General features: G+C 71.7%; 23 protein-coding genes. 4 read left to right on the top strand and 19 right to left on the bottom strand.

Going from position 1 to position 25,753, the window contains the following annotated elements; genetic code table 11:
• Position 1: 1 nt before the first annotated feature.
• Positions 2-805 (bottom strand): fumarylacetoacetate hydrolase family protein, encoded by an 804-nt coding sequence (locus ACFQQJ_RS07300; RefSeq protein ID WP_377105319.1) that lies wholly within the window; start codon positions 803-805, stop codon positions 2-4.
• A 30-nt stretch (positions 806-835) separates the two neighbouring features.
• Positions 836-1,768, bottom strand: coding sequence for a 2-hydroxyacid dehydrogenase (locus ACFQQJ_RS07295; protein ID WP_377105318.1), 933 nt, complete (start codon positions 1,766-1,768; stop codon positions 836-838).
• A gap of 23 nt (positions 1,769-1,791) precedes the next feature.
• Here ACFQQJ_RS07295 and ACFQQJ_RS07290 point away from each other — a divergent pair, with 23 nt between their 5' ends.
• Positions 1,792-3,075, top strand: coding sequence for a thymidine phosphorylase (locus ACFQQJ_RS07290; RefSeq protein WP_377105317.1), 1,284 nt, complete (start codon positions 1,792-1,794; stop codon positions 3,073-3,075).
• Here the strand turns inward: ACFQQJ_RS07290 and ACFQQJ_RS07285 are convergent.
• Together ACFQQJ_RS07285 and cimA are read right to left on the bottom strand one after the other, a co-directional pair.
• On the bottom strand, positions 3,062-3,724 hold the full coding sequence (locus tag ACFQQJ_RS07285) for a DUF1707 domain-containing protein (RefSeq protein ID WP_377105316.1): 663 nt from the start codon (positions 3,722-3,724) through the stop codon (positions 3,062-3,064). The two genes, ACFQQJ_RS07290 and ACFQQJ_RS07285, sit on opposite strands and share 14 nt — an antisense overlap.
• A 32-nt stretch (positions 3,725-3,756) precedes the next feature.
• On the bottom strand, positions 3,757-5,352 hold the full coding sequence (gene cimA / locus ACFQQJ_RS07280) for a citramalate synthase (RefSeq protein ID WP_377105315.1): 1,596 nt from the start codon (positions 5,350-5,352) through the stop codon (positions 3,757-3,759).
• A gap of 106 nt (positions 5,353-5,458) precedes the next feature.
• Here cimA and tpx point away from each other — a divergent pair, with 106 nt between their 5' ends.
• Positions 5,459-5,956, top strand: coding sequence for a thiol peroxidase (gene tpx, locus ACFQQJ_RS07275; RefSeq protein WP_377105314.1), 498 nt, complete (start codon positions 5,459-5,461; stop codon positions 5,954-5,956).
• A 41-nt stretch (positions 5,957-5,997) separates the two neighbouring features.
• Here tpx and ACFQQJ_RS07270 read toward each other — a convergent pair whose 3' ends face one another.
• Entirely contained in the window at positions 5,998-7,083 is a 1,086-nt protein-coding gene (locus ACFQQJ_RS07270; RefSeq protein ID WP_377105313.1) for a branched-chain amino acid aminotransferase, read from the bottom strand.
• A gap of 70 nt (positions 7,084-7,153) precedes the next feature.
• Here ACFQQJ_RS07270 and ACFQQJ_RS07265 point away from each other — a divergent pair, with 70 nt between their 5' ends.
• Positions 7,154-8,218, top strand: a complete 1,065-nt coding sequence (locus tag ACFQQJ_RS07265; RefSeq protein ID WP_377105312.1) for a 3-isopropylmalate dehydrogenase — start codon at positions 7,154-7,156, stop codon at positions 8,216-8,218.
• 72 nt (positions 8,219-8,290) lie between these two features.
• On the opposite strand, the gene ACFQQJ_RS07260 is transcribed toward ACFQQJ_RS07265, so the two are convergent.
• The 5 genes from ACFQQJ_RS07260 to ACFQQJ_RS07240 all read right to left on the bottom strand — a co-directional run bounded on the left by ACFQQJ_RS07260 (position 8,291) and on the right by ACFQQJ_RS07240 (position 15,635).
• Positions 8,291-10,705 carry an HAD-IC family P-type ATPase gene (locus ACFQQJ_RS07260; RefSeq protein WP_377105311.1) on the bottom strand — a complete coding sequence of 805 codons (2,415 nt, stop codon included), beginning with the start codon at positions 10,703-10,705 and terminating at the stop codon, positions 8,291-8,293.
• Between the two features lie 259 nt (positions 10,706-10,964).
• Positions 10,965-11,870 (bottom strand): hypothetical protein, encoded by a 906-nt coding sequence (locus tag ACFQQJ_RS07255; RefSeq protein WP_377105310.1) that lies wholly within the window; start codon positions 11,868-11,870, stop codon positions 10,965-10,967.
• Positions 11,871-12,305: 435 nt separating this feature from the next.
• Positions 12,306-13,334, bottom strand: coding sequence for a ketol-acid reductoisomerase (gene ilvC / locus ACFQQJ_RS07250; protein WP_377105309.1), 1,029 nt, complete (start codon positions 13,332-13,334; stop codon positions 12,306-12,308).
• 22 nt (positions 13,335-13,356) lie between these two features.
• Complete coding sequence (gene ilvN / locus ACFQQJ_RS07245) at positions 13,357-13,896, bottom strand: acetolactate synthase small subunit (RefSeq protein WP_377105308.1); 540 nt, start codon at positions 13,894-13,896, stop codon at positions 13,357-13,359.
• Positions 13,893-15,635, bottom strand: a complete 1,743-nt coding sequence (locus tag ACFQQJ_RS07240; protein ID WP_377105307.1) for an acetolactate synthase large subunit — start codon at positions 15,633-15,635, stop codon at positions 13,893-13,895. The genes ilvN and ACFQQJ_RS07240 overlap by 4 nt, the downstream gene beginning before the upstream one ends.
• A 363-nt stretch (positions 15,636-15,998) precedes the next feature.
• Here ACFQQJ_RS07240 and ACFQQJ_RS07235 point away from each other — a divergent pair, with 363 nt between their 5' ends.
• Complete coding sequence (locus tag ACFQQJ_RS07235; protein ID WP_377105306.1) at positions 15,999-17,570, top strand: SpoIID/LytB domain-containing protein; 1,572 nt, start codon at positions 15,999-16,001, stop codon at positions 17,568-17,570.
• Here ACFQQJ_RS07235 and ACFQQJ_RS07230 read toward each other — a convergent pair.
• From ACFQQJ_RS07230 to ACFQQJ_RS07190, 9 genes are read right to left on the bottom strand one after another with little or no spacing between them, the layout of a single operon-like run.
• Positions 17,557-17,985: an HIT family protein gene (locus ACFQQJ_RS07230; protein WP_377105305.1), complete on the bottom strand. Its 429-nt coding sequence runs from the start codon at positions 17,983-17,985 to the stop codon at positions 17,557-17,559. The two genes, ACFQQJ_RS07235 and ACFQQJ_RS07230, sit on opposite strands and share 14 nt — an antisense overlap.
• A 35-nt stretch (positions 17,986-18,020) precedes the next feature.
• The gene (gene hisF, locus ACFQQJ_RS07225) at positions 18,021-18,782 is read right to left on the bottom strand and encodes an imidazole glycerol phosphate synthase subunit HisF (protein ID WP_377105304.1); all 762 of its coding nucleotides are present in this window, start codon (positions 18,780-18,782) and stop codon (positions 18,021-18,023) included.
• A 20-nt stretch (positions 18,783-18,802) separates the two neighbouring features.
• Positions 18,803-21,526 (bottom strand): DEAD/DEAH box helicase, encoded by a 2,724-nt coding sequence (locus tag ACFQQJ_RS07220; RefSeq protein ID WP_377105303.1) that lies wholly within the window; start codon positions 21,524-21,526, stop codon positions 18,803-18,805.
• A gap of 9 nt (positions 21,527-21,535) precedes the next feature.
• Positions 21,536-22,498 carry a diacylglycerol/lipid kinase family protein gene (locus tag ACFQQJ_RS07215; RefSeq protein ID WP_377105302.1) on the bottom strand — a complete coding sequence of 321 codons (963 nt, stop codon included), beginning with the start codon at positions 22,496-22,498 and terminating at the stop codon, positions 21,536-21,538.
• Positions 22,498-23,325, bottom strand: coding sequence for a twin-arginine translocase subunit TatC (gene tatC / locus ACFQQJ_RS07210; RefSeq protein WP_377105301.1), 828 nt, complete (start codon positions 23,323-23,325; stop codon positions 22,498-22,500). The genes ACFQQJ_RS07215 and tatC overlap by 1 nt, the downstream gene beginning before the upstream one ends.
• 7 nt (positions 23,326-23,332) lie before the next feature.
• Complete coding sequence (locus ACFQQJ_RS07205) at positions 23,333-23,587, bottom strand: twin-arginine translocase TatA/TatE family subunit (RefSeq protein ID WP_377105300.1); 255 nt, start codon at positions 23,585-23,587, stop codon at positions 23,333-23,335.
• A gap of 34 nt (positions 23,588-23,621) precedes the next feature.
• Entirely contained in the window at positions 23,622-23,813 is a 192-nt protein-coding gene (locus ACFQQJ_RS07200) for a hypothetical protein (protein WP_377105299.1), read from the bottom strand.
• A gap of 10 nt (positions 23,814-23,823) precedes the next feature.
• Positions 23,824-24,771: a helix-turn-helix transcriptional regulator gene (locus ACFQQJ_RS07195; RefSeq protein WP_377105298.1), complete on the bottom strand. Its 948-nt coding sequence runs from the start codon at positions 24,769-24,771 to the stop codon at positions 23,824-23,826.
• Entirely contained in the window at positions 24,768-25,715 is a 948-nt protein-coding gene (locus ACFQQJ_RS07190) for a helix-turn-helix transcriptional regulator (protein WP_377105297.1), read from the bottom strand. Before ACFQQJ_RS07190 ends, ACFQQJ_RS07195 begins: the two co-directional genes overlap by 4 nt.
• Between the last annotated feature and the right edge of the window lie 38 nt (positions 25,716-25,753).

Raw genomic sequence — 25,753 nt, 5'->3', positions numbered from 1 at the left:
CTCAGGCCTCCTCGGAGACGACCGGGTTGGTGAGGGTGCCGATGCCGGAGATCGTCACGCTGACCCGGTCGCCGGCGACCATCGGGCCCACGCCCGCCGGCGTCCCGGAGAGGATGACGTCGCCGGGCAGCAGGGTGGTGAACGAGCTGACGTAGGCGATGAGGTCAGGGATGGAGTGCACCATCTCCGAGGTGTTGGCCGTCTGAACCGGCTCGTCGTTCAGGCTCGTCAGCAGGTCGAGCCGGCCGGCCTCATCCATGCCGAGGTGGGTGGCGATCCACGGACCGAGCGGGCAGAAGCTGTCGAAGCCCTTGGCGCGCGTCCACTGGCCGTCCGCGGCCTGGAGGTCCCGACAGGTCACGTCGTTGGCGATCGTGTAGCCGAACACCACCTCCGCCGCGCGCTCGGGCGGCACCCGCCGGCAGATGCGTCCGATCACCACGGCGAGCTCGCCCTCGTAGTGGAGGTTGGACGTCTCCGCGGGGTAGACGATCGGCTCCCCCGGTCCGATCACCGATGTGTTGGGCTTGAGGAACACCAGCGGCGAGGACGGCACCGGCGCACCCTGCTCCGCCGCGTGCTCTGCGTAGTTGCGCCCGACGCCGATCACCTTGCTGCGGGGGATCACCGGGGCGACCAGGCGCACGTCGGCCAGCGTCAGGCGCTCGCCGGTGTAGTGGACCGGTCCGGCGAGCGGGTCGCCCGACACCACGGCCACCGTCTCGGGATTGGGTCCCTGGTCCTCGGCGAGCTCGACCACACCGAACGTCGGGTCGCCCTGGGCGACGAATCTGGCGATGCGCATGGGCGTCAGACTAGCCGGGCGGGCTCCTGCTCAGGCGACGATGTTCGCCAGGGGCTCGCCCGCGGCGAACCGCGCGAGCTGCTCCCGGACGAGCCGCAGCATCCGCGGCTGGAAGGCGGTGCTCTGGCCGCCCACGTGCGGGCTGATCAGCACCCCGGGCGTGCGCCACAGGGGATGGTCGGGCGGGAGCGGCTCCGGATCGGTGACGTCGAGGGCTGCCCGGATGCGACCCGTGGCCGTCGCTGCCACCAGGGCCTCGGTGTCGACCACGCGACCGCGGGCGACGTTCACCAGCAGGGCGTCCTGGGGCATCGCCGCGAGTTCCGGGGCCCCGATGAGGTGCTCGGTGTCCGGCGTGAGCGGGGTGATCACGAACACCACGTCGGCCTCCGGCAGCAGCGAGCCGAGCTCGCCGATCGCGTGCACCGGCAGCTCGCCCGTGCGGGCCCGGCGGGCGACCCGGGTGACCGAGGCGACCTCGAACCCGGCGAGCCGCCGCTCGATCGCCGCGCCGATGCGTCCGTAGCCGACGATGAGCACCCGCCGGTCGGCCAGCGACGTGCTGAAGTCGTTGCCCCAGGTGCCGGACGGCATGTTCCGGGCGTAGGTGTCGAGGTGCCGGTTGCTCGCCAGCGCCAGGGCCACGGCCAGTTCCGCCGTGCTCGCGTCGTGCACTCCGGCGGCGTTGCTCAGGGTGACGCCTTCGGGAAGGAAGGGCAGGAAGTTGTCGTAGCCGGCGCTGAGCAACTGGACCGCGCGGAGGCTGGTCATCTCCCCCACCCGGGCCATCACCGCGGGTGCCGGATGCATGTACGGCGCCACCAGCAACTCGACCTCCGCGATCGAATCCGGCCACGTGCCGTCCGCGAGGAAGCAGTCCGCCACGAGCCCCTCGGGGAGCGGTCCGACAGCCTCCAGGGCGGTCTCGACGTCGGGATAGGGCAACCAGATGCGTCTCGCCATGCTCCTAGCCTATGGTGCCGTTCATGAGCACCTTCGACGCCGTGGAGCTGATCAGGACCAAGCGGGACGGAGGTCGCCTCAGTGACGAGGCGATCGACTGGCTGATCCGCAACTACACCGACGGCGTGGTCACGGACGAGCAGATGTCGTCGATGGCCATGGCCATCTTCTTCCGGGGGCTGGACGGCGCTGAGCTGAGCCGCTGGACCCACGCGATGATCGCCACCGGCGAGCGGATGGACTTCTCCAGCCTGTCCCGTCCGACGGTCGACAAGCACTCCACCGGGGGCGTGGGCGACAAGATCACCCTCCCGCTCGCCCCGCTCGTCGCGGCCTGCGGCGCCGCCGTCCCGCAGTTGTCCGGACGGGGGCTGGGCCACACCGGCGGCACCCTCGACAAGCTGGAGGCCATCCCCGGCTGGCGGGCGAGCCTGACCAACGCAGAGATGCTGGCCCAGCTGGAGTCGGTCGGAGCAGTCATCTGCGCGGCGGGCTCCGGGCTCGCGCCGGCGGACAAGAAGCTCTACGCCCTGCGTGACGTGACCGCCACCGTCGAGTCGATCCCGATGATCTCCGCCTCGATCATGAGCAAGAAGATCGCCGAGGGCACCGCGTCGCTCGTCCTGGACGTGAAGACCGGCGCCGGCGCGTTCATGAAGACCTTCGCCGACTCGAAGGCGCTCGCCGAGACGATGGTCGGTATCGGCACCGCCGCCGGGGTGCGGACGGTCGCCCTGATCACCGACATGGACGCCCCGCTGGGACGCACCGCCGGCAACGGGCTGGAGGTCGCGGAGTCGGTGGAGGTGCTCGCCGGAGGCGGTCCCGCCGACGTGGTGGAACTCACGGTGGCGCTCGCCGCGGAGATGCTCGACTGCGCGGGGATCGACGCCGACCCGGCCGCCGTCCTGGCCTCGGGCCGGGCGATGGACACCTGGAAGGCCATGATCCGCGCCCAGGGCGGGGATCCGGACGCGCCGCTCCCCGTCGCGCGGCACACCGAGGTCGTGACAGCCGGCGCGGACGGCTACCTCACCGGCCTCGATGCCATGGGGGTCGGGCTCGCCGCCTGGCGGCTGGGGGCCGGACGGGCGAAGCAGGGCGATCCGGTGCAGGCGGCAGCCGGGGTCACCTGGCACGCGGGGATCGGCGACCGGGTCAGCGCCGGGCAGCCGCTGTTCACCCTGCACACCGACACCCCGGAGCGGATGGAGCGGGCGAAGGAGGCCCTGGCCGGCGCGGCCACGATCGGCGCGGAGCCGGTACAGCGGCGTCCGCTGGTGCTCGAGCGCGTCAGCGCGCGCTGATCGCCCGCTGGCGACGCTGCTGCCTGCGCAGGCGCCACCGGTCGAACCGGGTGGCGTGGCGGGCCTTGAACGTGCCCATGTTCAGCGACCCGCGGACGATGAACACCGGGCACCCCGCCGCCGGCACTCCCGGCACGGCGACCTTCAGGGTTCCCATCCCCTTCACCACCTGGTCGACGTTCACCGCCCAGCCCTCCGGCACCACGAGCACGACCGTGCCCAGGGTGGCCTCGACCAGCAGGTCGATCACCTCGGCGGCCGCGCTCGCCTGGAGGCAGTCGATCCGGACGGTCTCGATGCCGGCCCGGGCGATCATGAACGGTGGCACCGTCCACGACCCGCTGCGGCTCTCCCCCGACACCCCGGCGTTGAGCACGAGCGGGTCGTCGGGACGGTAGCCGACCCGGGCGAGCGCGGCGAGCGCCTCGGCGGCCGTCGGCAGCCGCACCGGCATCGCGACCGCGCCGGACGACCCGAGGTCGGCGAGCAGGCCGGACAGCTCGTCGTTCGTGCGGGCCGACCGGGCGCGCGCGGTGCGCTCGTCCAGCTCCTCCGCGCTCAGGCGCCCGTCCTCGGCGGCCCGGCGCAGTTCGGCGACGGCCCGCTCGCGGTCGTCATTGCCCACCCTGTACGCGCCCCCGCTGGTCATGGCCCAAGGCTAGCGGCGCGCGGCCGCACGGTTCAGGCCTCGACGGCCTCCTGCTGGAGCAGCCCCCAGCGGTAGCCGTCGTAGAGCGCCTCCCACGAGGCCTCGATGACGTTGGTGCCCACGCCCACGGTGGTCCAGGTGCGTTCGCCGTCGGACATGTCGATGAGGGTCCGCACGATCGCGTCCGAGCCGTGGCCCTGGTCGAGGATGCGCACCTTGTAGTCGGTGAGCTCGAAGGCGTCGACCTGGGGGTAGGCGTGGATCAGCGCCCCGCGCAGCGCGACATCGAGGGCGTTCAGCGGGCCGTGGCCCTCCCCCACCAGGTTGGTGGTGACCCCCTTCGCGCGCAGCTTCACCGTCGCCTCGGAGTCGCCCTCCGGCTTCACCTCGTGGCCGGTGAGCACCCGCCAGCTGATCACCTCGAAGAAGTCCTGGAGAAGGCCCAGCTCCTCGCGCAGCAGCAGTTCGAAGGACGCGTCGGCGGACTCGTAGGAGTAGCCGTCCATCTCGCGCTCCTTCACCTTGTCGGTGACCTTCGCCGCCAGCTCGCGGTTGGACAGGTCGTAGCCGAGCTCGGAGCCCTTGATCTGGATGTTGGCGCGCCCGGCCATGTCGGAGACGAGCATGCGCATGTCGTTGCCGACGAGGGTCGGGTCGATGTGCTGGTAGAGGTTGGCGTCCACCTTGATCGCCGAGGCGTGCAGGCCGGCCTTGTGGGCGAAGGCGGACGCGCCGACGTAGGGCTGGCGGTTGTTCATCGGCACGTTGGTGACCCCGGAGATGGCATGGCTGATCCGGGTCGCCTCCGCCAGCGAGGACGGCGGCAGCAGCGGCCACCCGTACTTCAGCTGGAGGTTCGCCACCACGGTGATGATGTTCGCGTTGCCGGTGCGCTCGCCGTGGCCGTTCATCGTGCCCTGGACGTGCATCACGCCGGCCTCGACGGCGGCGAGGGTGTTGGCGACGGCGCACCCGGTGTCGTTGTGGCAATGGATCCCGAGGTCGACGCCGACCTGGGCCGCGGCCGAGACGATGTCGCCCATCCACGACGGCAGCATGCCGCCGTTGGTGTCGCAGAGCACGACGACCTCCGCGCCGGCCTCCGCGGCGGTGCGGACGACCTCGAGCGCGTAGTCCGGGTTGGACCGGTACCCGTCGAAGAAGTGCTCACAGTCGACGAACACCCGGCGCCCGCTCGCGACGAGGTGGGTGACCGTGTCCGCCACCATCGCGAGGTTCTCCTCGAGCGTGGTGTGGAGGGCACGGAAGACGTGCTCGTCGTGGCTCTTGGCCACGATGCAGACGACCTCGGTCCCGGCGTCGATCAGCGCCTGCACCTGCGGGTCGTCCTCCGCCCGCGCGCCGACCCGCCTGGTGGCGCCGAAGGCCACCAGCTTCGCGTTCTTGAGCTGGAGCTCCCCGGCGGCGGCCCGGGCGAAGAAGGCGGTGTCGTTGGGGTTGGCGCCCGGCCACCCGCCCTCGATGAACCCCACCCCGAGGTCGTCGAGGTGGCGGGCGATCTTCAGCTTGTCGTTGACGCTGAGCTGCAGGCCCTCCTGCTGGGCGCCGTCGCGCAGGGTCGTGTCGTAGACGTGGAAGGCGTCCGGAGCGAGGGGAAACTGGGTCACCGGGCGATCCTGCCGTGCGCCTTCGAGGTTACGGAGAGGTTTCACGGCCTGAGACGATCCGTCCCATCCTCAGGACGGGAGTTGACGGCGGGTCTACAACGGTTGCATGGCAACCCTCCTCCACCGCGGCGTCCCCGTCCACAGCATCGGCGACCTGCCGCCCGTCGGCAGCACGCTGCCGGCCTTCACCCTGACCGGCTCCGACATGGAGGACTTCGGCCCCGAGGTGGCCGCCGGCCGGCGGATCGTGCTGAACATCTTCCCCAGCGTCGACACCGGGGTGTGCGCGATGAGCGTCCGCCGGTTCAACGAGCTCGCCGCGGGCCTGGCCGACACCGTGGTGCTGTGCGTGTCCGCGGACCTGCCCTACGCGCAGGCGCGCTTCTGCGGAGCCGAGGGAATCGGGAACGTCGTGATGGGCTCGAGCTTCCGCTCCGGCTTCGGCGAGACCTTCGGGGTCACCCAGGTGGACGGTCGCAACCGCGGGCTGCTCACCCGGGCGGTCGTCGTGGCCGATGCCGACGGCACCGTGCTCTACACCGAGCACGTCGAGAACATCAGCACCGAGCCCGATTACGACGCAGCGCTGGCCGCGTTCGCCTGAGCCTCGTCCGGGCGCGGGCGGCCGTCCCGCAGGAGGCGTGGTCAGACGACGCGCCGCAACCAGCCGTGCGTGTCCGGGACGCGTCCGTACTGGATGTCGAGGATCGCGTCGCGGATCGCCATGGTCGTCGGCGAACCGTTCCCGGGCAGCCGCCACTCCCCCGCGCCGGACTTGAACGCGCCGATCGGGGTGACCACGGCGGCCGTGCCGCAGGAGAACGCCTCCACCGTCGTGCCGTCCGCGATGCCGCCGAACAGCTCGTCCGGCGTCACGCGGCGCTCCTCGGTGACCAGGCCGAGCTCGCCGGCGACGGTCAGGATCGAGTCGCGGGTGATGCCCTCCAGGATGGTCCCGGTGAGCGCCGGGGTGACCAGGCGTCCGTCCGAGGTCACCAGGAACACATTCATGCCGCCCAGTTCCTCGACCCGGTCCTTGTCCGCGGCCTCGATGAACAGCACCTGCGAGCAGCCGTGCTCGTAGCCCTCGTACTGGGCGATCAGGGACGCGGCGTAGTTGCCGCCGCACTTGGCCGAGCCCGTGCCCCCCACGCCCGCGCGCGCCCAGGTGTCGGTGACCCAGATGTCGACCGGCTTGACGCCGCCGGTGAAGTACGGGCCCGACGGCGAGGCGATCACGCTGAAGGTGACCGTCTGGGCCGCACGGACGCCGAGGAAGACCTCGGAGGCGAACATGAACGGCCGCAGGTACAGGCTCCGCTCCCCCTCGGCGCCGGGCACCCAGCGGGCGTCCACGCCGACGAGTTCCGTGACGGCGCGCACGAAGTCCTCCACGGGCAGCTGCGGCAGCATCATCCGCGCGGCGGAGGCCTGGAACCGGCGGGCGTTCGCCTCCGGGCGGAACAGGTGGATCGAGCCGTCGGCGTGCCGGTAGGCCTTCAGCCCTTCGAAGATCTCCTGCGCGTAGTGCAGCACGGCGCTGGCCGGGTCGATCTGGAACGGCCCGTACGGCCGGATCTCATCCGCGCCCCATCCGCCGTCCTTCGTCCACGTCGCGACCGCCATGTGGTCGGTGAAGTGGTCGCCGAAGCCGGGGTCGGCGAGCACCCGGGCGACGTCGTCGTCGGTTGCCGGGGCCGGGTTGCGATGCAGGGGGAACGTCAGCGCCATGAGGGGCATGCTATCGCGCCCCGTGAGACGGATTCGTCCAGCCTTCGACCGACCAAGTAGCCTCGCGCGGGTGAGCGAAGCAGCAACCGGCACGCCCGTCATCTCCGTCATCGCCGGCGACGGCATCGGTCCCGAAGTGGTGGCCGAGGGCCTCAAGGTCCTCACCCGGGTCGTCGGCGACGACGCCTTCGAGTACGTCCACCACGACCTCGGCGCGGAGCGCTGGCAGCGCACCGGAGAGGTCCTTCCCGACGCCGAGCTGGAGCAGCTCGCCGCGAGCAGCGCGATCATCCTCGGCGCGGTGGGCGCGGCCCCCGGCTCGACGGCGATCCCGTCCGGCCTGCTGGAGCGCGGGCTGCTGCTGAAGCTGCGCTTCGCGTTCGACCACTACGTGAACCTGCGCCCGTCCAAGCTCTACCCGGGCGTCCCGACGCCGCTGGCCGATTCGGTCACAGGGCGCGGGCCGATCGACTTCGTCGTGGTCCGCGAGGGCACCGAGGGCCTGTACTGCGGCAACGGCGGCGCCTTCCGCGCCGGGACGCCGTTCGAGGTGGCCACCGAGGTGAGCATCAACACCGCCCACGGCGTCGAGCGCGTCATCCGGGACGCGTTCGTCCGCGCGGAGAAGCGCCGCAAGAAGGTGACGATGGTGCACAAGCACAACGTGCTGGTGAACGCCGGCGGGCTGTGGAACCGGTTGTTCCAGTCCGTTGCCGCCGAGCACCCCGACGTCGCGACCGACTACCTGCACGTGGACGCGGCCACGATCGCGTTCGTCCAGGACCCGCAGCGCTTCGACGTCCTGGTGACCGACAACCTCTTCGGTGACATCCTCACCGACCTGGCCGCCGCCGTCACCGGCGGCATCGGGCTGGCCGCGAGCGCGAACATCAATCCCGACGGCACCTTCCCGTCCATGTTCGAGCCGGTGCACGGCTCCGCGCCGGACATCGCCGGCAAGGGCATCGCCGACCCGACGGCGACGATCCTGTCGATGGCGCTGTTGCTGGACCACCTCGGCCGCGCGGACGACGCCCGCCGGATCGAGGCCGCCGTCGACGCCGACATCGCCGAGCGCGGCGCGAGCCGCCGGCCGACGTCGGTGATCGGCGACGACATTGCCGCGCGGCTGTAGCCCGTCCAGGCACGTCCGCGGCGTCGCGTGCGGGCGCCGACCCGGCCGGGAGGCTGCTTCGCCGGTGGCCGGCTACCGTTCGCCCAGGCTCCCGAACAGGTGCCGCCGCTCGCCGGTGAGGCGCCCCGAGACCCACCAGATCGCCTCCACCAGAACGACCGCGACCAGGCCCACCCAGGCGGCCGTCGTCATCATGGCGAGGTTGCCCGGGTCGAGCTGGGGGTCGAAGCGCTTCAGGAACGGCCAGGCCTGCACCCAGCCGCTGACCTGGTAGGGCAGCCAGAAGATCACGAGGTAGGCGGCGAGCGCGCACAGCGCGATCATCAGCAGCTTCCACCACTCGTAGGGACGCGCGGTCGCGATCATCACCCACGCGCCGCCGATCATCAGCGTGAGCAGCGCAGCGGTGGACGCCTGGCGGCCCAGGGACGGATCGGAGCCGGCCGGCGGCATGATCAGCAGGTAGCTGACGAAGGTGGTCACCGCCACCACCACCCCGGACGGGATGGAGAAGCTCATCACCCGCTGGAGGAAGCCCGGCCGGGCACGCTCGGCGTTCGGGGCCAGCGCGAGGATGGACGCAGGGATGCCGATCGTGAACCAGCCGACGAAGGAGATGTGGATCGGCATGAACGGGAACTGGAGTCCCCACAGCGCCACCAGCAGGGCGAGGATGATCGAGTACATCGTCTTGGTCAGGAAGAAGTTCGCGACCCGCTCGATGTTGCCGATGACGCGGCGTCCCTCGGCGACGACGTGGGGCAGGGTGGCGAAGCTGTCGTCGAGCAGCACGAGCTGGGCGACCGACCGGGTCGCGGCGGCGCCGGAGCCCATCGCGACGCCCAGATCGGAGTCCTTGATCGCGAGCACGTCGTTCACGCCGTCCCCGGTCATCGCGACGTTGTGGCCGCGGGACTGGAGCGCCGCCACCATCTGGCGCTTCTGCTGCGGCGTGACGCGTCCGAACACGCCGGCGGACTGGACCCGGTCGGCGAACTCCTGGTCGTCCTCCGGCAGCGTGCGGGCGTCGACGACGTCGCCGGTCTCGACGCCGAGCGAACCGGTGACCGCGCCGACGGAAGTGGCGTTGTCGCCGGAGATCACCTTCACCGCCACGTTCTGCGCGGCGAAGAACGCGAGGGTGTCGCGCGCCTCCGGGCGCACCTTCTGCTCCAGCACCACCAGGGCGCGCGGGCGCACGTCTCCGGGGGCGTCCGGGTCGTCGACCGGACGGTCGACCTCGCCCAGCAGCAGCACGCGGCGTCCGGTCGAACCCACCTGTTCGGCGCGGGCCGCCGCGGCGCTGTCACGGCCGGCGAGCACGTCGGGGGCGCCGAGCACCCAGTGGCCGTGGCCGTCGAACGACATCCCCGACCACTTCTTGGCCGAGGTGAACGGCGCCATCGCGGTCACCGTCCAGCTGCTGCCGGAAGGGGGCAGCGCGTGGGCGAGCGCCTGCACCGAGGCGTTGGGACGCGGGTCCGCCGCGGCGAGCTGGGCCAGCGCCTCCGCGACCTCGCCCTCGTCACCGTCGAGCACCTCGCACTCGCCGAAGCGCAGGCCGTTCTCTGTGAGGGTGCCGGTCTTGTCCGCGCAGACGACGTCCACCCGGGCGAGGCCCTCGATCGCGGGGAGTTCCTGCACCAGGACGTTGCGCTGGCCCAGCCGGACCACGCCCACAGCGAACGCCAGGGAGGTGAGCAGGACCAGACCCTCGGGCACCATCGGCACCAGCGCGCCGGCGGTGTAGAGCACCTTCGACTGCCACACCCCCGGTTGGTTCCACTGCACCCAGATCGTCGCCAGCCCCACCGGCACGAGCAGCCAGGTGATCAGGCGGAGGATCTTGTTGATGCCGGTCTGCAGCTCGGACTTGACCAGGGAGAACTTGCTGGCCTCCATGGTCAGCCGGGCGGCGTAGGAGTCGTGCCCGACCCGGGTCGCGCGGAACGCGCCGACGCCGGCGACGACGAAGCTGCCCGACATCACCTCGTCCCCGGGCTGCTTCAGCAGGGGGTCGGACTCGCCGGTGAGGAGTGACTCGTCCACCTCGAGGTAGGACGCCTCGACGACCTCCCCGTCCACGATGACCTGGTCACCGGGACCGATCTCGATCAGGTCGTCCAGCACGACCTCCTCGCGGGGAAGCTGTCGCGCGATCCCGTCCCGGCGGACGGTGGGCTTGCCCTCGCCGACCACGGCGAGGTTGTCCAGCGTCCGCTTCGCCCGGAGCTCCTGCACGATGCCGATGCCGGAGTTGATGATGATCAGGAAGCCGAACAGGGCGTTCACGATGGAGCCGGTCGTCAGCACCATGATGAACAGCACCATCAGCAGGAAGTTGATCCGCGTGAAGACGTTCGCCCGGACGATGTCCCAGGTGGTCCGTCCGGAGCGGGGAGGAAGGTCGTTCGTCAGCCCCCGCTGGACGCGGTCGGCAACCTCGTCAGCGGTGAGTCCCGGGGCGGTCGGCGCGGCGATCGTCATGCCGGAAAGCTTGCCAGACCCTGCAACCCTCGCCGCGGCGCCGCTCGGCGTCCTAGCTCGCCCACCCCTCCCACCGGCGCGGCGTCCCACCCGTCCCACTCGCCGCGTTCGCTGCCGAGTGCAACGCTCGCTACCGGAATTCCGGTAGCGAGCGTTGCACTCGGGGGCGGGAAGGGCCACGGGGCCCAACCGGGGCAGGGTGGGAGTTGGTGGGGACGGTCGCGGGCCCGTCCGGGGGCCGACGGGCGGACGGCATCGCTCAGGATGCGAGCCGGCCGTGGGTGGCCAGCGCGAGGGCACTCTCGATCCGGGTGCGGAAGCCGACGGGGTCGCCCAGGTCGGCCCACGTCCAGCGGACGACGGACCACCCGGCATCCCGGATCGCCTGCTCGCGAGCCTTCTCCCGCATCACGGTGCGCGCGAGCTCCTCCGGGGTTCCGAGGTACTTGACGCGTCCGTCGAACTCGCCGATCACCCAATGGTCGAGCCAGCCGAAGTCGGATCGGGCGATCCAGACACCCTGTCGGTCGTGCAGATCCACCTGGAGTTCCGGTGCGGGCAGGCCCACCTGCGCCATCAGGACGCGGCTCAGCGACTCCCCCACGCTCTCGGACCGCCCGTCGGCGAACCGCAGGGCCGCGCGCGCGATACCCACGCCGTGGCGACGGCGGGCGTCAGCGACCACCGCGGCCAGGGACGCCGGGTCCGCCCCGAGGTGGAGCGCCGCGTCGAGCGTCGCCACCGCGCGGTCGAACCGCAGGACGCACGCCTGGTCGATCGCCGTACGTTCGAGGCTGGTGGTGCGATAACCCGCGCGCTCGACGACGTCGCCTGGAGCCAGGGCGGCCACCCGCACGTGCAGGAACCGGCCCTTCCTGCCGTGCCCACCGGCCGGTCGCACCGCGGACACCCCGGCCAATTGGGCGTCCCAGGCGGGCAGCCCATGCAGCACGGCGGCGCTCGCATGGCTGAGGACGGTGTCCGGCCCGAACAGTGGCCACGTGGCCGCGATCAGCTGGCGATGCCGCTCGCGGACGTCGTCCGCCCGAGTGTCGACGTACCCCCCGTGCCTGATCCGCACGATCGCGCCCTCACGCACCTGCCTGGTCAGGCTCATCCGGTCCTGGCCTCTCGCCGCGAGCGATGCGGCCCTCGAGACATCCATGTCAGAACGCTGGACGAGGACGGCGTCCCTGCGCCACCCCTCTCGCCGAATCGACAACACCTCGCCGGAACCGACAACACCCGACCGCTGAAGCGTCCCCCCGTCCCGTCCCACCCCGCGTCGGGAACCCCGCCACGACGAGCCCCGCCCCCTCCCACCCCGCGTCGGGAACCCCGCCACGACGAGCCCCGCCCCGTCCCACCCGTCGCGTTCGCCACCGATCGCAACCCTCGCTACCGAAATTTCGGGGGCACGCGTTGCCTTCGGCAGCGAACGCCACGGGTGGGGCGGGTGGGACGCGCGGGACGGGTGGGACGCGCGGGGCGAGTGGGACGCGCGGGAGGAGTGGGACGCCGAAGGGACGGTCGGCCGCGACAACGTCGGCGGAACGCAGCGACGGCCCGTCCGTCGGACGGGGCGTCGCGTGCCGGAGCGTCAGCGGGCGGCTGTGCCCTCCACGTAGTCGTCGTCGTGGGACTTGACCCAGGCCATCAGGCCACGGAGCTTGCGGCCGGTCTCCTCGATCGGGTGCTGCTCCCCCTTGGCGCGCAGGGCCTTGAACTCGGGAGCCCCGGCGTCCTGGTCGTCGATGAAGCGCTTGGCGAACGCGCCGGACTGGATGTCGGCCAGCACGTCCTTCATGCGCTGCTTGACGGACGCGTCGATCACCCGCGGCCCGGAAACGTAGTCGCCGAACTCGGCGGTGTCGGAGACGCTCCAGCGCTGCTTGGCGATGCCGCCCTCGTACATGAGGTCGACGATCAGCTTGAGCTCGTGCAGGCACTCGAAGTAGGCGACCTCCGGTTGGTAGCCGGCCTCGGTGAGCACCTCGAAGCCGGCGGTCACCAGGGCGGACGTGCCGCCGCACAGGACGGCCTGCTCACCGAACAGGTCGGTCTCGGTCTCCTCGGTGAACGTCGTCTTGATGCCACCCGCGCGCAGGCCGCCGATCGCCTTGGCGTAGGCGAGGGCGAGCGGCCAGGCGTTCCCGGTCTCGTCCTTCTCGACCGCGACGATCACCGGGACGCCGCGTCCCTCGGTGTACTCGCGGCGGACGAGGTGACCCGGGCCCTTCGGCGCGACCATGCAGACGTCCACGCCCTCGGGCGGGGTGATGTAGCCGAAGCGGATGTTGAAGCCGTGCGCGAAGAACAGCGCGTCACCGGGCACCAGGTTCGGCTCGATGGCCTCCTTGTAGAGGTGCCGCTGCACCTGGTCGGGGGCGAGCACCATGATCAGGTCCGCCTCCTCGCAGGCCTGCGCCGGAGTGACGACCCGCAGGCCCTCGGCCTCTGCCTTCGCCCAGCTCTTGGAACCCTCCCGCAGGCCGACGCGCACGTCGACGCCCGAGTCGCGCAGGCTCAGCGCGTGCGCATGGCCCTGGCTGCCGTAGCCGATCACTGCGACGTTGCGACCCTGGATGACCGACAGGTCGGCGTCGTCGTCGTAGAACATCTCTGCCATCTGGTTTGCTGCTTCCTTCTCGCTACGCCAGCCGGGCGGCCGGACGGGTCTTCTCGATCTTGGCACGATCGCTGAGGGAGCGTCCGCCCCGGGCCAGCGCGACGAGGCCGGACTGGACCAGCTCCCGCACGCCGTAGGGCTTCAGCATCTCCAACAGGGCCTCCAGTTTGTCAGGAGAGCCCGTCGCCTCGATGGTCATCGAGTCGTTGTGGACGTCCACGGTTTTGCCGCGGAACAGCTGGACGATCTCGATGATCTGGCTGCGGCTCGCCGGGTCGGCCTTCACCTTGATCAGCATGAGCTCGCGCTGGACGGCCGCCGCCGGTTCGAGCTCGACGATCTTCAGCACCTCGATCAGCTTGTTCAGCTGCTTGACGATCTGCTCGAGCACGAGCTGGCTGTCGACCGCCACCTGGACGGTGATCCGCGAGAACTCCTCGTTCTCGGTCGGGCCCACGGCCAGCGACTCGATGTTGTAGCCGCGGCGGGCGAACAGGCCGGCGATCCGCGCGAGCACGCCGGGCTTGTTCTCCACCAGCACGCTCAGGGTGTGCGTGTTCACAGGTCTTCCCCCTCCCAGTCGGGAGCGAGGTCCCGAGCGATCTTGATGTCGTCGTTGCTGGTGCCGGCCGCGACCATCGGCCACACCATGGCGTCCTTGTGCACCACGAACTCGACCACGACGGGACGGTCGTTGATGGCCATGGCCTGCTCGATGACGCTGTCGACCTCCTCGGGCGTCTCCGCCCGCAGGCCGACGGCACCCATCGCCTCGGCGAGCTTGGGGAAGTCCGGCACGAGGTGGCTCTTCAGGTTCGTGTTGGAGTAGCGCTCCCCGTAGAACAGGGTCTGCCACTGCCGCACCATGCCGAGGCTGCGGTTGTTCATCACCGCGATCTTGACCGGGATGTCGTTCAGGGCGCAGGTGACGAGTTCCTGGTTGGTCATCTGGAAGCAGCCGTCGCCGTCGATGCCCCAGACCACCTCGCCGGGGCGCCCGACCTGGGCGCCCATCGCCGCGGGGACGCAGTAGCCCATGGTGCCGGCGCCACCGGAGTTCAGCCAGCGCGCAGGACGCTCGTGGGGCAGCAGGTGTGCGGCCCACATCTGGTGCTGGCCGACGCCGGTGACGTAGGTGGCGTCGGGCCCGGCGAGCTCCCCCAGCCGCTTGATCACGTACTCGGGGCTCAGCAGGCCCTCCTCCATCGGCTCCAGCCCCGGGGTGTAGCGGGTGCGCAGACCCTGGAGGTAGCGCGCCCAGTCCCCGTAGTCGGGCAGGTCGGTCTCGGCGAGCAGGGCGTTCAGCTCCGCGATGACCTCGGCGAGGTGCCCGACGATCGGGACGTCCGCCACGCGGTTCTTGGAGATCTCCGCCGGGTCGATGTCGGCGTGGATCACCTTGGCGTCCGGCGCGAACGAGTCGAGCTTGCCGGTCACGCGGTCGTCGAAGCGGGCACCGAGGGTGATCAGCAGGTCCGAGCGCTGGAGCGCGCCGACCGCGGCGACAGTGCCGTGCATGCCGGGCATGCCCATGTTCAGCTCGTGGCTGTCCGGGAACGCCCCGCGGGCCATCAGGGTGGTCACGACCGGGATCTTCGTGATCCGCACCAGTTCGGCCAGCGCGTCGAAGGCCTGGGCCTTGACCACGCCACCACCGACGTACAACACGGGGCGCCGGGCGGACGCGATGAGCCGCGCGGCCTCGCGCAACTGCTTGCTGTGCGGCTTGGAGACCGGGTGGTAGCCCGGCAGGTCGAGCTCCTCCGGCCAGACGAAGGGCGCCGGGTTGGTGAGCGCGTCCTTCGCGATGTCGACCAGCACGGGGCCCGGGCGACCGGTGCCGGCGATGTGGAACGCCGCGGCGATCGCGTGCGGGATGTCCTCCGGCCGGGTCACCAGGAAGCTGTGCTTGGTGATCGGCAGGGTGATGCCGCGGATGTCCGCCTCCTGGAAGGCGTCCGTGCCGATGGCCTTGCTGGTGACCTGGCCGGTGATCGCGACGATCGGCACCGAGTCCATGTAGGCGTCGGCGATCGCGGTGACGAGGTTGGTCGCCCCCGGACCGGACGTCGCGATGCACACGCCCACGCGGCCGGTGACCATGGCGTACCCCTCCGCGGCGTGGCCGGCGCCCTGCTCGTGGCGCACCAGGATGTGGCGGACCTTCGAGTCGTAGAGCGGGTCGTAGGCGGGCAGGATGGCGCCGCCGGGGATGCCGAAGACGACCTCGACCCCGACGCGCTCCAGTGATTCCACCAGGGCCTGGGCCCCGGTCAGGATTGTCGGTGACTCCCCGGGCATCTTTACCTCTCTTCTGTGACGGGTGGACGGAAGCAGAAAAAAACCCCCGCTGCGAAGCGCAGGCGAGGGAGCGTGTCGGTGGGAGAGCTGGCGCTCAACCGACACGCTGGAGAACTACGAGAAGGAACTTCCGCACGGGTCAAGGGTGGACCGGCCCGGGGGCGGTGTCAACAGCTCACCTCGGCGTTTCACATTCTGGGCTCCTCGTCCGGCTGGTGAGCGCCGCGGTGGGCGGCGACGAGCAAGCCTCAACCTCACCCTTCGACTTCGCCGGTGGTTCTGAGGAAATCTCAGTCGCCGTCTGGCAAGCCGACACGCCGATGGGTGACGATAGTCCGAGCTAGCAGACGGAAGGGACCCCCCATGTTCACCCACGCTGCGCCTGGAACGTTCCTGCGCGCCCTCGCGGTCACGGCCGCGGCGGCGCTCGTCCTCCCGCTCGTGGGCGCGGGCGTACCCGCACAGGCAGACACCGCCGTGGCGCCGAAGAGCGGCTCGGTCACCGTCCAGGGCGCCGGCTGGGGCCACGGCAAGGGGATGTCGCAGTGGGGTGCCTACGGCGCGGCGACCAAGGGCCTGGACTACACCGAGATCATCGCCTTCTACTACCCGGGCACCACCCTCGACTCCCTGCCCGACGGCAACACCATCCGTGTCTGGATCAGTGCCGACAACGACAACGGCGTGCACGTCCGGGTGGCGAAGGGCCTCACCCTCACCGACTCCGCCGGCACGAAGCTCACCCTGCCGACCGGCACGAAGTACACCAAGTGGCGGGTCCGTCGCTCGGGAAGCTCACGCGTGCTGTCCTACCGCAACGCGTCCGGCACCTACGTCACCTACGCGACCAAGCTCGACCCCACGCGGGTCTGGTACTTCTCCAATCCCACCACCGACACCGTCCGGCTGGCCATGCCGGACGGGTCCACCCGCACCTACCGCGGCAAGCTCGGCGTCCGCTTCTCCGGCACCGGCGTGCGGACGGTCAACTACGTCTCGATGGAGAACTACCTGCGCGGCGTCGTGCCGGCGGAGATGCCGGCGTCGTGGTCGGCCGAGGCCCTGAAGGCTCAGGCCGTGGCGGCCCGCACCTATGCCGCCAAGCTCCGCGACAGCGTGGCGTCCAGCGCGATCTACGACCTGTGCGACACCTCCGCCTGCCAGGTCTACAAGGGCGTGGCCGCGGAGTACGCCTCGACGGACAAGGCCATCGCGGGGTCGGCGAACAAGGTCGTCGAGTACAAGGGCAAGCTCGCCCTCACGATGTTCTCCTCCTCCAACGGCGGCTGGTCGGCCTCCGGCGGGTCCGGCTACCCCTATCTCGCCGCCCAGAAGGACCCCTACGACGGCGTCAAGCGCGACCAGTCCTGGTCGGTGACGCTGAGCTCCACGAAGATCCAGAAGGCCTACCCCTCGATCGGGACGCTCAAGGCCGTCCAGGTGACCGGCCGGGACGGGGACGGCACCTACGGCGGCCGGGTGGAGGAGCTCAAGATCGCCGGTTCCAAGGGCACGGTGACGGTGACCGGTGCGTCGTTCAAGAGCAAGTTCGGCCTCAAGGAGCGGTTGTTCAAGGTGGTCGGCGGTACGACGACGACCAACCTGATCACGTCCACGGCCACCGCCACGGCGACGGCGTCCAGCACGGCCACGGCGACGGCGACCGCAACGGCCACCGCGACCTCCACCGCCACAGCGACGTCCACGGCGACGGCGACAGCGACGTCCACGGCGACAGCGACGTCCACGGCCACCTCGACCGCGCTGAGCGGTTCGGTGCTGTCCGCCTACAAGGCGCTGGGCTCGACCGACGCCGGCACCCTCGGCGCACCCAGGGGCGGCGTGGTCACCACCTCGAGCGGCACCTACGCCGACTTCGCCATGGGGCGGATCACCTGCCCCACCGGCGGGTCCTGCCTGGTCAGCTTCGGCTGACCGTCCCCGGCGCCGGCGCGCCGCCGACGATCTGCCGGTGCACCCGGTCGAGGTCGACGTCCTTCTCGTGGACGAACAGCTCCCGGAGGCCGGGACGGTGTGCGAAGCGCGGCACCAGGTGCACGTGCAGGTGGAACACCTCCTGGCCCGCCGCGTCCCCGGAACTGCTGAGCAGGTTCAGTCCGTCGGCGGCCAGCCGGTCGACCAGCAGCCGGGCTGTCGCACTGATCGCCGGCGCGATCTCGGTGAGCGCCTCGGGCTCGCCCAGCAGGTCGTCTACGTGGCGACGCGGGACGACGAGCGTGTGCCCGACGTGCCAGGGGTTGATGTCCAGGAACGCGATCGCGTGCTCGTCGGCGTAGACCTGCTTCGACGGGATCTCCCCGGCGACGATGCGGCAGAACAGGCAGCTCATGCGGCCCAGCGTACGGCGATCCGGGTCGCGCCCGCTCAGCGGACGGCGAATCCGGCGGCGGCGAGGCCCGCCTTCACCTCGGCGATCCTGAGGGTGCCGTAGTGGAAGACGCTGGCTGCCAGGACGGCGTCCGCGCCTGCCCGGGCGGCCTCGACGAAGTGCTCGACCGTCCCCGCGCCGCCGGAGGCGATCACGGGCACGTCGACGACGGCCTTGACCGCCGCGATCATCTCCAGGTCGAAGCCGTCGGTGGTGCCGTCAGCGTCCATCGAGTTGAGGAGTACCTCCCCCGCTCCGCGCCCCGTCGCCTCGCGCACCCACTCGATGGCGTCCAGCCCGGCGGGGGTGCGGCCGCCGTGTGTCGTCACCCCGAAGCCGGACGGCTGCCCGGGCTCGCGCCGGGCGTCCAGCGACAGGACGAGCACCTGGTTGCCGAAGCGGTGGGCGATCTCGTCGATGGCCGCCGGGCGGGAGATCGCACCGGTGTTGATGCCGACCTTGTCCGCGCCTGTGCGCAGCAGCCGGTCCACGTCCTCGACCCCGCGCACTCCCCCGCCCACGCACAGCGGGATGAAGACGGTCTCCGCCGTGCGGGTGACCACGTCGTAGGTCGTCGCCCGGCCCTCGGCCGACGCCGAGATGTCGAGGAACACCAGCTCGTCCGCGCCCTGCTCCCCGTACGCCCGTGCCAGCTCCACCGGGTCGCCGGCGTCGCGCAGGTTGAGGAAGTTCACGCCCTTGACGACGCGGCCGTCGTGCACGTCGAGGCAGGGGATGACCCGGATGGCGAGCGACATGGCCACAGGGTACCGAGGTGTCAGTCCTCCAGCGGCGCGGCGTCCACCACGCCCCGGCGGACGCGGAACACCAGCTCGCGGCAGGTGTCGCGCAGCGGCCCGGGACCGGCGGCGTCCGCCAGCTGGCCGGCGGCGTCCACCACCTGGCGGGCCCAGCGGACGAAGTCGCCGGCGGTCAGCCCGGACAGGTACAGCACGTCGGAGAGCTCCGCGCCGGCGGTCCAGCCGTGGATGGCCTCGGCGAAGCCGATGTCGGGCTCGTCGTGGCTGGGCAGCCGGTGGTCGCGCTCCGACAGCGAGACCTGCCGCCAGATCGCGCGCAACCGGAGCTGGGCGTCCTCGGAGCGGCGGTCGGGCATCCGGGCCGGCGCCCTGCGGTCGCCGCGCGCCTCGTAGACGAGGCTGGACAGGACCGCGGCCAGCTGGGGGGCCGACAGCCCGTCGAAGACGCCGTCGCGGACCGCCTCCGCGGTGACCAGGTCCAGTTCGGAGTAGATCCGAGCCAGCATCCGTCCCAGTCCGGTCACCTGCTGGCCGCCGTCCGCGCTCAGGTAGCCCAGCGACTCCAGCACCGAGCACACGCGGTCGAAGCGGACCGCGATCGTGTTCGTGCGCCGCTCCACCTGCCGCTGTGCGGCGTCCGCGTCGCGCTCCAGCCGCAGGGCGGCTTCGGCGGAGCGCGCGTGCACCTCCCGGTCGGGGCAGCGGTGCACCGGGTGTGCCTTCAGCTCCAGCCGCAGCCCGGCGACCCGGGCCATGACGTCGGCGTCCGCGTCGGCCTCGGCAGCCGGCGCCTCCAGCGGCCCGTGCTCGATGCGGGACAGCAACGCCGCCCCGAGGTTGCGGCGGGACGCGGCCGAGCGCAGGTCGAAGTGCTTGGGGACCTTGATCCGTCCGGCCACGACCGGGGGGACGGGGAAGTCCAGCGCGGTCAGCCGCTTCACCTGCCGGTCCGGGGTGAGCACGGACGGCGTGGGCCCGTCTCCGCCCAGGCCCGGGTCGACCACGACGGCCCACCCGCGGTGCCGCCGGGCCGGGATGTCGATGATGTCGCCCGGACGCAGCGCGCGCAGGGCCTCGATCGTCTCCGCGCGGCGGTCGGCGCGACGCTCGCGGGCCGCCTCGGCCTCCACCGCCGAGATCCGTGCCCGCAACCGGAAGTAGGCCGCCGCGTCCCCCGCCTCGCAGGCGGCCTGTGCCCACTCCCGGGCGGCCCGGCTCCGGTTGGCGGCGATGGTGTGCGCCAGTCCGACCACGCCGCGGTCGGACTGGAACTGCGCGAACGACTGCTCCAGCAGGCCGCGGGCGCGCTCGCGTCCGACGGTCGCCACCAGGTTCACGGCCATGTTGTAGGTGGGCTGGAACGAGGAGCGCAGCGGGTAGGTGCGCCGGGACGCCAGGCCCGCCAGCGCCCGCGGGTCGAGGCCGGGCTGCCAGCTGACGACCGCGTGGCCCTCGACGTCGATGCCGCGCCGGCCCGCCCGTCCGGTGAGCTGGGTGTACTCGCCCGCCGTGATGTCGGCGTGCGTCTCGCCGTTGTACTTCACCAGCTTCTCCAGTACGACGCTGCGCGCCGGCATGTTGATGCCCAGCGCGAGGGTCTCCGTGGCGAACACGACCTTCACCAGCCCGCCGGTGAACCCTTCTTCGACGGCCTCCTTGAACGCCGGCAGCAGGCCGGCGTGGTGGGCGGCGATCCCGTCGCAGAACGCGGCGAGGAAGCGGTCGTACTCCAGCGCCGCCAGGTCGGACGGGCTGAGTCCCGCGGTGTGGCGGGCGGCGATCTCGGCCAGTGCGCGCCGTTCTGCGGGGGTGGTGAGACGCAGGCCGGAGTTGGCCAGCTGCCCGACCGCGGTGTCGCAGCCCTGGCGGGAGAAGATGAAGTAGATCGCAGGGAGCAGCCCCTCCGCGGCGAGCCGCTCGACGGTGGCGTCCCTGCGGGGCACCAGGTGGCGGCTGGCGTCCTGGCGCTCGCGGGCCGCGGCGCCGCCGTAGCGCCCGGAGCCGTAGGCGCTGGTCCGTCGCCCGTTCCCCGAGCGGCCGCGGGGGCGACGGCTGTCGTCGCGCTGGCCCCGGGACTCCTCCCTGGCCAGGCGCAGCAGCTCGGGGTTGACGTCGTCCCCACCGAACAGCTCCACCAGCCGCCGGCCCACCATCACGTGCTGGTACAGGGGCACGGGACGCCGCTCGGTGACGACCACCTCCACCCCGCCGCGCACCTCGGAGAGCCAGTCGCCGAACTCCTCGGCGTTGCTGACCGTCGCCGACAGGGCCACCAGCTGCACCGACTCGGCCAGGGAGATGATCACCTCCTCCCACACCGCCCCGCGGAACCGGTCGGCGAGGTAGTGCACCTCGTCCATCACCACGTAGCCGAGGTTCGCCAGGGTCGGCGAGCCCGCGTAGATCATGTTGCGGAGCACCTCAGTGGTCATCACCACCACCGGGGCCTCGCCGTTGACGCTGGTGTCGCCGGTCAGCAGGCCCACCGCGGCCTCGCCGTGCCGGTCGACGAGGTCGTGGTACTTCTGGTTGCTCAACGCCTTGATCGGTGTGGTGTAGAAGCACTTGCGCCCCGACTGGAGCGCCAGGAAGACCGCGAACTCCCCGACCACGGTCTTGCCGGCGCCGGTCGGCGCCGCCACCAGCACGCCCCGTCCGGCGGCGACGTGCTCGCAGGCCGCGACCTGGTAGTCGTCGAGGGCGAACGGGTACTGCGCGCGGAACGAGGCGAGGGAGTCCACGGGGGTAACCTAACCCGCCGCCGCCCGCTCGGCCGGGACGAAGACGTCCAGCATGTCCGGGACCGCCCGCAGGTGCAGGGGCACCGGGCCGAGCTCCTCCCCGTCCGCCATGCCGTAGAGGCCGTCGCCGTCGACCCGCACCTGGCGGGCACGGAGCAGCTCGACGGCCGGGTCCTTGACGAAACCGCCACTGAACATCGTGGGCAGGAGCCGCAGCAGGGTGGCGCGGCTCACCGGGTTGATGATCGTGATGTCGAGGAGGCCGTCGGTGACGTCGGCGTCGGGGCAGCCGCGCATGCCGCCCCCGAACACCCCGGCGTTGCCCACGGCGATGAACATCGCCGTCTGCTCCCTGGGTACCCCGTCGATCACCAGGCGGTAGGACAACGGCTCGAACCGGCTGAGCTCCGCCAGCGCCGACCACGTGTAGCTCAGCTGGCCGAGGTTCCAGCGCAGGTGGTTGGTGCGGTAGTTCACCCGCGCGTCGAAGCCCGTGCTCACGATCGAGCCGACCCAGCGCCGTTCGGCGCCCTCGAGCAGCGCGCCGGTCACCTCCATCAGGTCCATGCGCAGGGTGTGGCCGCCGACGATCGTGCGGATCGCGCCCGACAGGTCGGGCGGGACGCCGAGCCCGCGGCCGAAGTCGTTGCCGCGACCCGCGGCGACCAGCCCGAGCGGGACGCCGGTACCGGCGGCGGCGTTCAGGCCGAGGTGCATCATGCCGTCCCCGCCCATCACGATCAGGGCGTCCCTGCGGTGGCCCTCCACCGGTGGACGTGCCTTCTCGACCGCCTGGATGCACCGCAGGCGTGCGTCGCTGAACGAGGTGGTCTGGTGCACGTGGAGGGTGGCGTCCGGGAGCCCGGCCACCAGCCCGGCGGTGAGCTGGGGCAGCAGCCGGCGGGCCCGCCCGCGTCCGGCCGCCGGGTTCACCACCAGCGTGAGGGTGGGCCCGTCGTAGTGCAGCGCCATCAGGCGTCCGCCGGTACGGCGACCTTGGCCTTGCGCCGGTCGTGCACGCGGCAGAACACCTCCGCGGCCAGGTACAGCAGGCTCATCGGGATGGACAGCGCCAGCATCGAGAACGGGTCGGTCGACGGCGTGGCGGCGGCCCCGAACACGAAGATCCCGAAGATCACGTAGGTGCGGATCTTCCCCAGCTGGCTCGCCCGCAGGACGCCGACCAGGTTCAGGCCCACCACCACCACCGGGATCAGGAAGCCGATGCCGAACACCACCATCAGCTGGAGGGTGAGCTGGAGGAAGTCGTTGACGTCGATGAGGTTGGTGACCGGCACGCTGGACGGGGTGAAGGCCAGGAGCACCGAGATGCCCTGCGGCATGATGTAGTACCCGATCAGCACGCCCAGCAGGAACAGCGGGATCGCGGCCGAGAGGAAGCCGATCGCGTAGCGCTTCTCCTTCGCCAGGAGCGCGGGCACGATGAACGCCCACACCTGGTAGAGCCACACCGGGCTGGACAGCACCATCCCGGCCACGACGCAGACCTTCATGGCCAGGATCAGCGGGGTCGTCACGCCGGTGATCACCGTGGTCGGGTCGAGGTTCGGGTTGCTCTCGGCGAGCATCTGGACGGCCAGGGTGTAGGGCCGCAGCATCACCTGGTAGAGCGCGTCGTACCAGATCGCTGCGATCAGGCTGCCCAGGCCGATGGCCAGCACGGAGACGATCAGCCGGTACCGCAGTTCCCGCAGGTGGTCACCCAGGGACATCGTCCCGCCGGGGCCCGCCTCGGGCGGCCTCAGCCAGGCGAGGCGACGGCGCTTGCCTTCTGCCATCGGCGGATCAGGGCCTGTCCGCGTCCGGCCCGGGCGCGGGTGGGGACGCCGGCGGCGCCGGGCTGGGCGAGCTCGCCGGGCTGGCGGGGGCGGCCGGGGTCACCGGCTCGGCGGCACCGGAGCGCAGCGCCGCAGACTCCTCCTTGAACTCCCGGACGGCCCTGCCGGTGTTCCGTCCGACGCCGGCCAGGCGCGAGCCGCCGAACAGCAGCAGCGCGATGAGGGCGAGGATCACCCACTCCCAACCGCCGAGACTCGGCATGGCACTCTCCTTCCGGCGGACGCTGCGCGCAACCCTAGCTCTCGGCGCGCTCGGGCAGTTCCGGCCGGATCTGTTCGAGCAAATGCGCGAGTTCCTCCGCGCGGGTGCCCAGCATCTCCAGCTCCGAGAACAGGTCGGACGCCTTGTGCCACAGCCAGACGGCGTAGCTGACGAGCATGATCAGGCCGCCGAGGGCGATCCCGCCGAACACCAGCACCCAGACCATGGGGAGAACCCTACCCCGCCGGGTAGGCGGCCAGCGCTTCCGCTGCCGACTCCGCTGCCCCGGCGGCCGCCTCCGGCGGGTCGACCGAGACGACGTCCCTGCCCAACCGCAGGAGCAGCGAGCGCAGCCACGCCGGGTCGGCCACGAGCAGGTCGACCTCGAGCCCGCCGCGCACCTGCCGGACCGCGCGGATCGGGTGGTACTCGGTGATCCAGGCCGCGCTCGGCTTCAGGCGCAGCGTGACCTCTGCGGCGTCCGGACGCTGCTCGAGCCAGCCGGGTCCGAACTCGGGCGGCTCCCCGTGGTCGCCGGCCGGCTCGCCGGTCCGCCGGACGGCGTCGATGCGGTCGAGCCGGTAGGTGCGCCAGGCCGCACGGTCCCGGCTCCACGCCTGGAGGTAGCCGAACCCGTCCCTGGTGATGAGCCTGACCGGCGCCACCCGCGGCGTGGACGGGGCGAGGCCTGCGCCCGTGTAGTCCAGGTCCACCGCTTCCGCGGCGTCGATCGCGTCGGCGAGCTGCTCGCGGATCTCCTCCGACCCCGACACCACGCGCACCTGTGGCCCGGGGACCGCGGCCGCGCCGCTGGCGCGCTCCAGCTTGGCCAGCGCGGAGTCGATGCCCTCGGCGAGGTGCCCGCCGGCCAGTTCGCGCACCGCACGCAGCGCCACCACGAGGCTCATGGCCTCGTCGGGGGTGAACCGCATCGGCCGCGACAGGTACTCGGCGTTGGTGAGGCGGATCCGCCCGGATTCGGCGACGGTGTCCATGTCGATCTCGATCAGGTCGCCGGGCATCCCGCCGGGCAGGCCGCAGTACCACAGCACGTTGAGGTCGTCGAGCAGCTGCGCGGGCGCGATGCCGAAGACCGCCGCGGTGTCGCCCAGCTCCGCGTCCGGGTGCGACTGGAGGTAGGGGACGAGCGCCAGCAGCCGGTTCACCTGCTCCGCGGACGTCATGACGCCCGTCCCGCGGTGGCGGAGAGCTCTGTGACCACGGCGCGCCGGAGGCGCTGCGGGGAGAGCACGACGACGTCGGCGCCGTGGGCGCAGATCTCGCCCACCACGTCCGCGGCCCGCGAGTAGCTCACCGCCCACGCCTCGCAACCGGCGGGGACGCCGTCCGCGGCAACCGGGCGACCACGCCGGCGCAGGTCCGGCGCCCGTCCCGGACGCAGCGCGAGCACGGCCTCGGAGTCGGGCTGGCGCGGCTCGAGGCTGCGCCAGGCGGCCTCCAGGTCGACGTCGGGGACGCGGTAGCTGCCCGGCTTGCCGATCCGCTCCGCTGCGGCGTCCACCCGGGCGACCTTGAACATGCGCGGCGCCTGGCGGTCACGGTCCTGGCCGAGCAGGTACCAGGCCCCACGCCGGTAGGTCATCGCCCACGGCTCGACGCGCCGGGGGGTCCCCCGGTAGCCGAAGCGGACCGGCGCCCGCTCCAGCGTCGCCGCCCAGATGCTGGGGAAGGCGGGTTCGCGCGCACCGATGGACGGCGCCAGCGCCCCCAGCCGCCCAGGGTCCGGATCGACGCCGGCGGCGCGCAGCTTGGCCAGGGCGGAGACGGCCTGCTCGGCCTGGGTGGCCGACTCCCACACCGTCGCCGCCAGGCCAAGGGCCGCCGTCTCGGAGGGGGTGAACTCGATGGCGGGCAGCTCGAAGTCCTTGCGCCGGATGCGGTAGCCGACCTCGTCGGGGAAGAGCGGGTTGTTGCTGCCGGTCTCCACCGGCACGCCCATCGCGCGCAACTCGTCCTTGTCGCGCTCGAAGGTGCGTTCGAAGGCGGCGTCGGACAGGTCGTGGTACCCCTCGACCACCTGGCGGATCTGCGTCTTCTCGATGAACCGACGGGCCATGAGCAGGCAGATCGCCAGGTTCATGATCCGTTCGGACTTGCGGGTCGACACCCCGGTGACGTTACCTGAAATGCTGTGGGGACGGGCAC

The organism is Propionicimonas sp. T2.31MG-18 (assembly GCF_964266745.1).
Classification (GTDB): domain Bacteria; phylum Actinomycetota; class Actinomycetes; order Propionibacteriales; family Propionibacteriaceae; genus Propionicimonas.
Note: the sequence above shows the minus strand (reverse complement) of the source record. Positions and strands in the feature narration are given on the sequence as shown.

Excerpts from the sequence above, each read along its gene's own strand:
- hisF (WP_377105304.1), bottom strand. The coding sequence starts at position 18,782 with ATGTCGCTCGCCATCCGGGTCATCCCCTGCCTCGACGTGCACGACGGC.
- ACFQQJ_RS07285 (WP_377105316.1), bottom strand. The coding sequence starts at position 3,724 with ATGACCAGCGGGGGCGCGTACAGGGTGGGCAATGACGACCGCGAGCGG.
- ACFQQJ_RS07235 (WP_377105306.1), top strand. The coding sequence starts at position 15,999 with ATGTTCACCCACGCTGCGCCTGGAACGTTCCTGCGCGCCCTCGCGGTC.
- ACFQQJ_RS07205 (WP_377105300.1), bottom strand. The coding sequence starts at position 23,587 with ATGCCGAGTCTCGGCGGTTGGGAGTGGGTGATCCTCGCCCTCATCGCG.
- ACFQQJ_RS07230 (WP_377105305.1), bottom strand. The coding sequence starts at position 17,985 with ATGAGCTGCCTGTTCTGCCGCATCGTCGCCGGGGAGATCCCGTCGAAG.
- ACFQQJ_RS07290 (WP_377105317.1), top strand. The coding sequence starts at position 1,792 with ATGAGCACCTTCGACGCCGTGGAGCTGATCAGGACCAAGCGGGACGGA.
- ACFQQJ_RS07270 (WP_377105313.1), bottom strand. The coding sequence starts at position 7,083 with ATGGCGCTGACGTTCCCCCTGCATCGCAACCCGGCCCCGGCAACCGAC.
- ACFQQJ_RS07300 (WP_377105319.1), bottom strand. The coding sequence starts at position 805 with ATGCGCATCGCCAGATTCGTCGCCCAGGGCGACCCGACGTTCGGTGTG.
- tatC (WP_377105301.1), bottom strand. The coding sequence starts at position 23,325 with ATGGCAGAAGGCAAGCGCCGTCGCCTCGCCTGGCTGAGGCCGCCCGAG.
- ACFQQJ_RS07215 (WP_377105302.1), bottom strand. The coding sequence starts at position 22,498 with ATGGCGCTGCACTACGACGGGCCCACCCTCACGCTGGTGGTGAACCCG.
- ACFQQJ_RS07195 (WP_377105298.1), bottom strand. The coding sequence starts at position 24,771 with ATGACGTCCGCGGAGCAGGTGAACCGGCTGCTGGCGCTCGTCCCCTAC.
- ACFQQJ_RS07200 (WP_377105299.1), bottom strand. The coding sequence starts at position 23,813 with ATGGTCTGGGTGCTGGTGTTCGGCGGGATCGCCCTCGGCGGCCTGATC.
- tpx (WP_377105314.1), top strand. The coding sequence starts at position 5,459 with ATGGCAACCCTCCTCCACCGCGGCGTCCCCGTCCACAGCATCGGCGAC.
- ACFQQJ_RS07295 (WP_377105318.1), bottom strand. The coding sequence starts at position 1,768 with ATGGCGAGACGCATCTGGTTGCCCTATCCCGACGTCGAGACCGCCCTG.
- ilvC (WP_377105309.1), bottom strand. The coding sequence starts at position 13,334 with ATGGCAGAGATGTTCTACGACGACGACGCCGACCTGTCGGTCATCCAG.
- ACFQQJ_RS07240 (WP_377105307.1), bottom strand. The coding sequence starts at position 15,635 with ATGCCCGGGGAGTCACCGACAATCCTGACCGGGGCCCAGGCCCTGGTG.
- ACFQQJ_RS07255 (WP_377105310.1), bottom strand. The coding sequence starts at position 11,870 with ATGGATGTCTCGAGGGCCGCATCGCTCGCGGCGAGAGGCCAGGACCGG.
- ACFQQJ_RS07260 (WP_377105311.1), bottom strand. The coding sequence starts at position 10,705 with ATGACGATCGCCGCGCCGACCGCCCCGGGACTCACCGCTGACGAGGTT.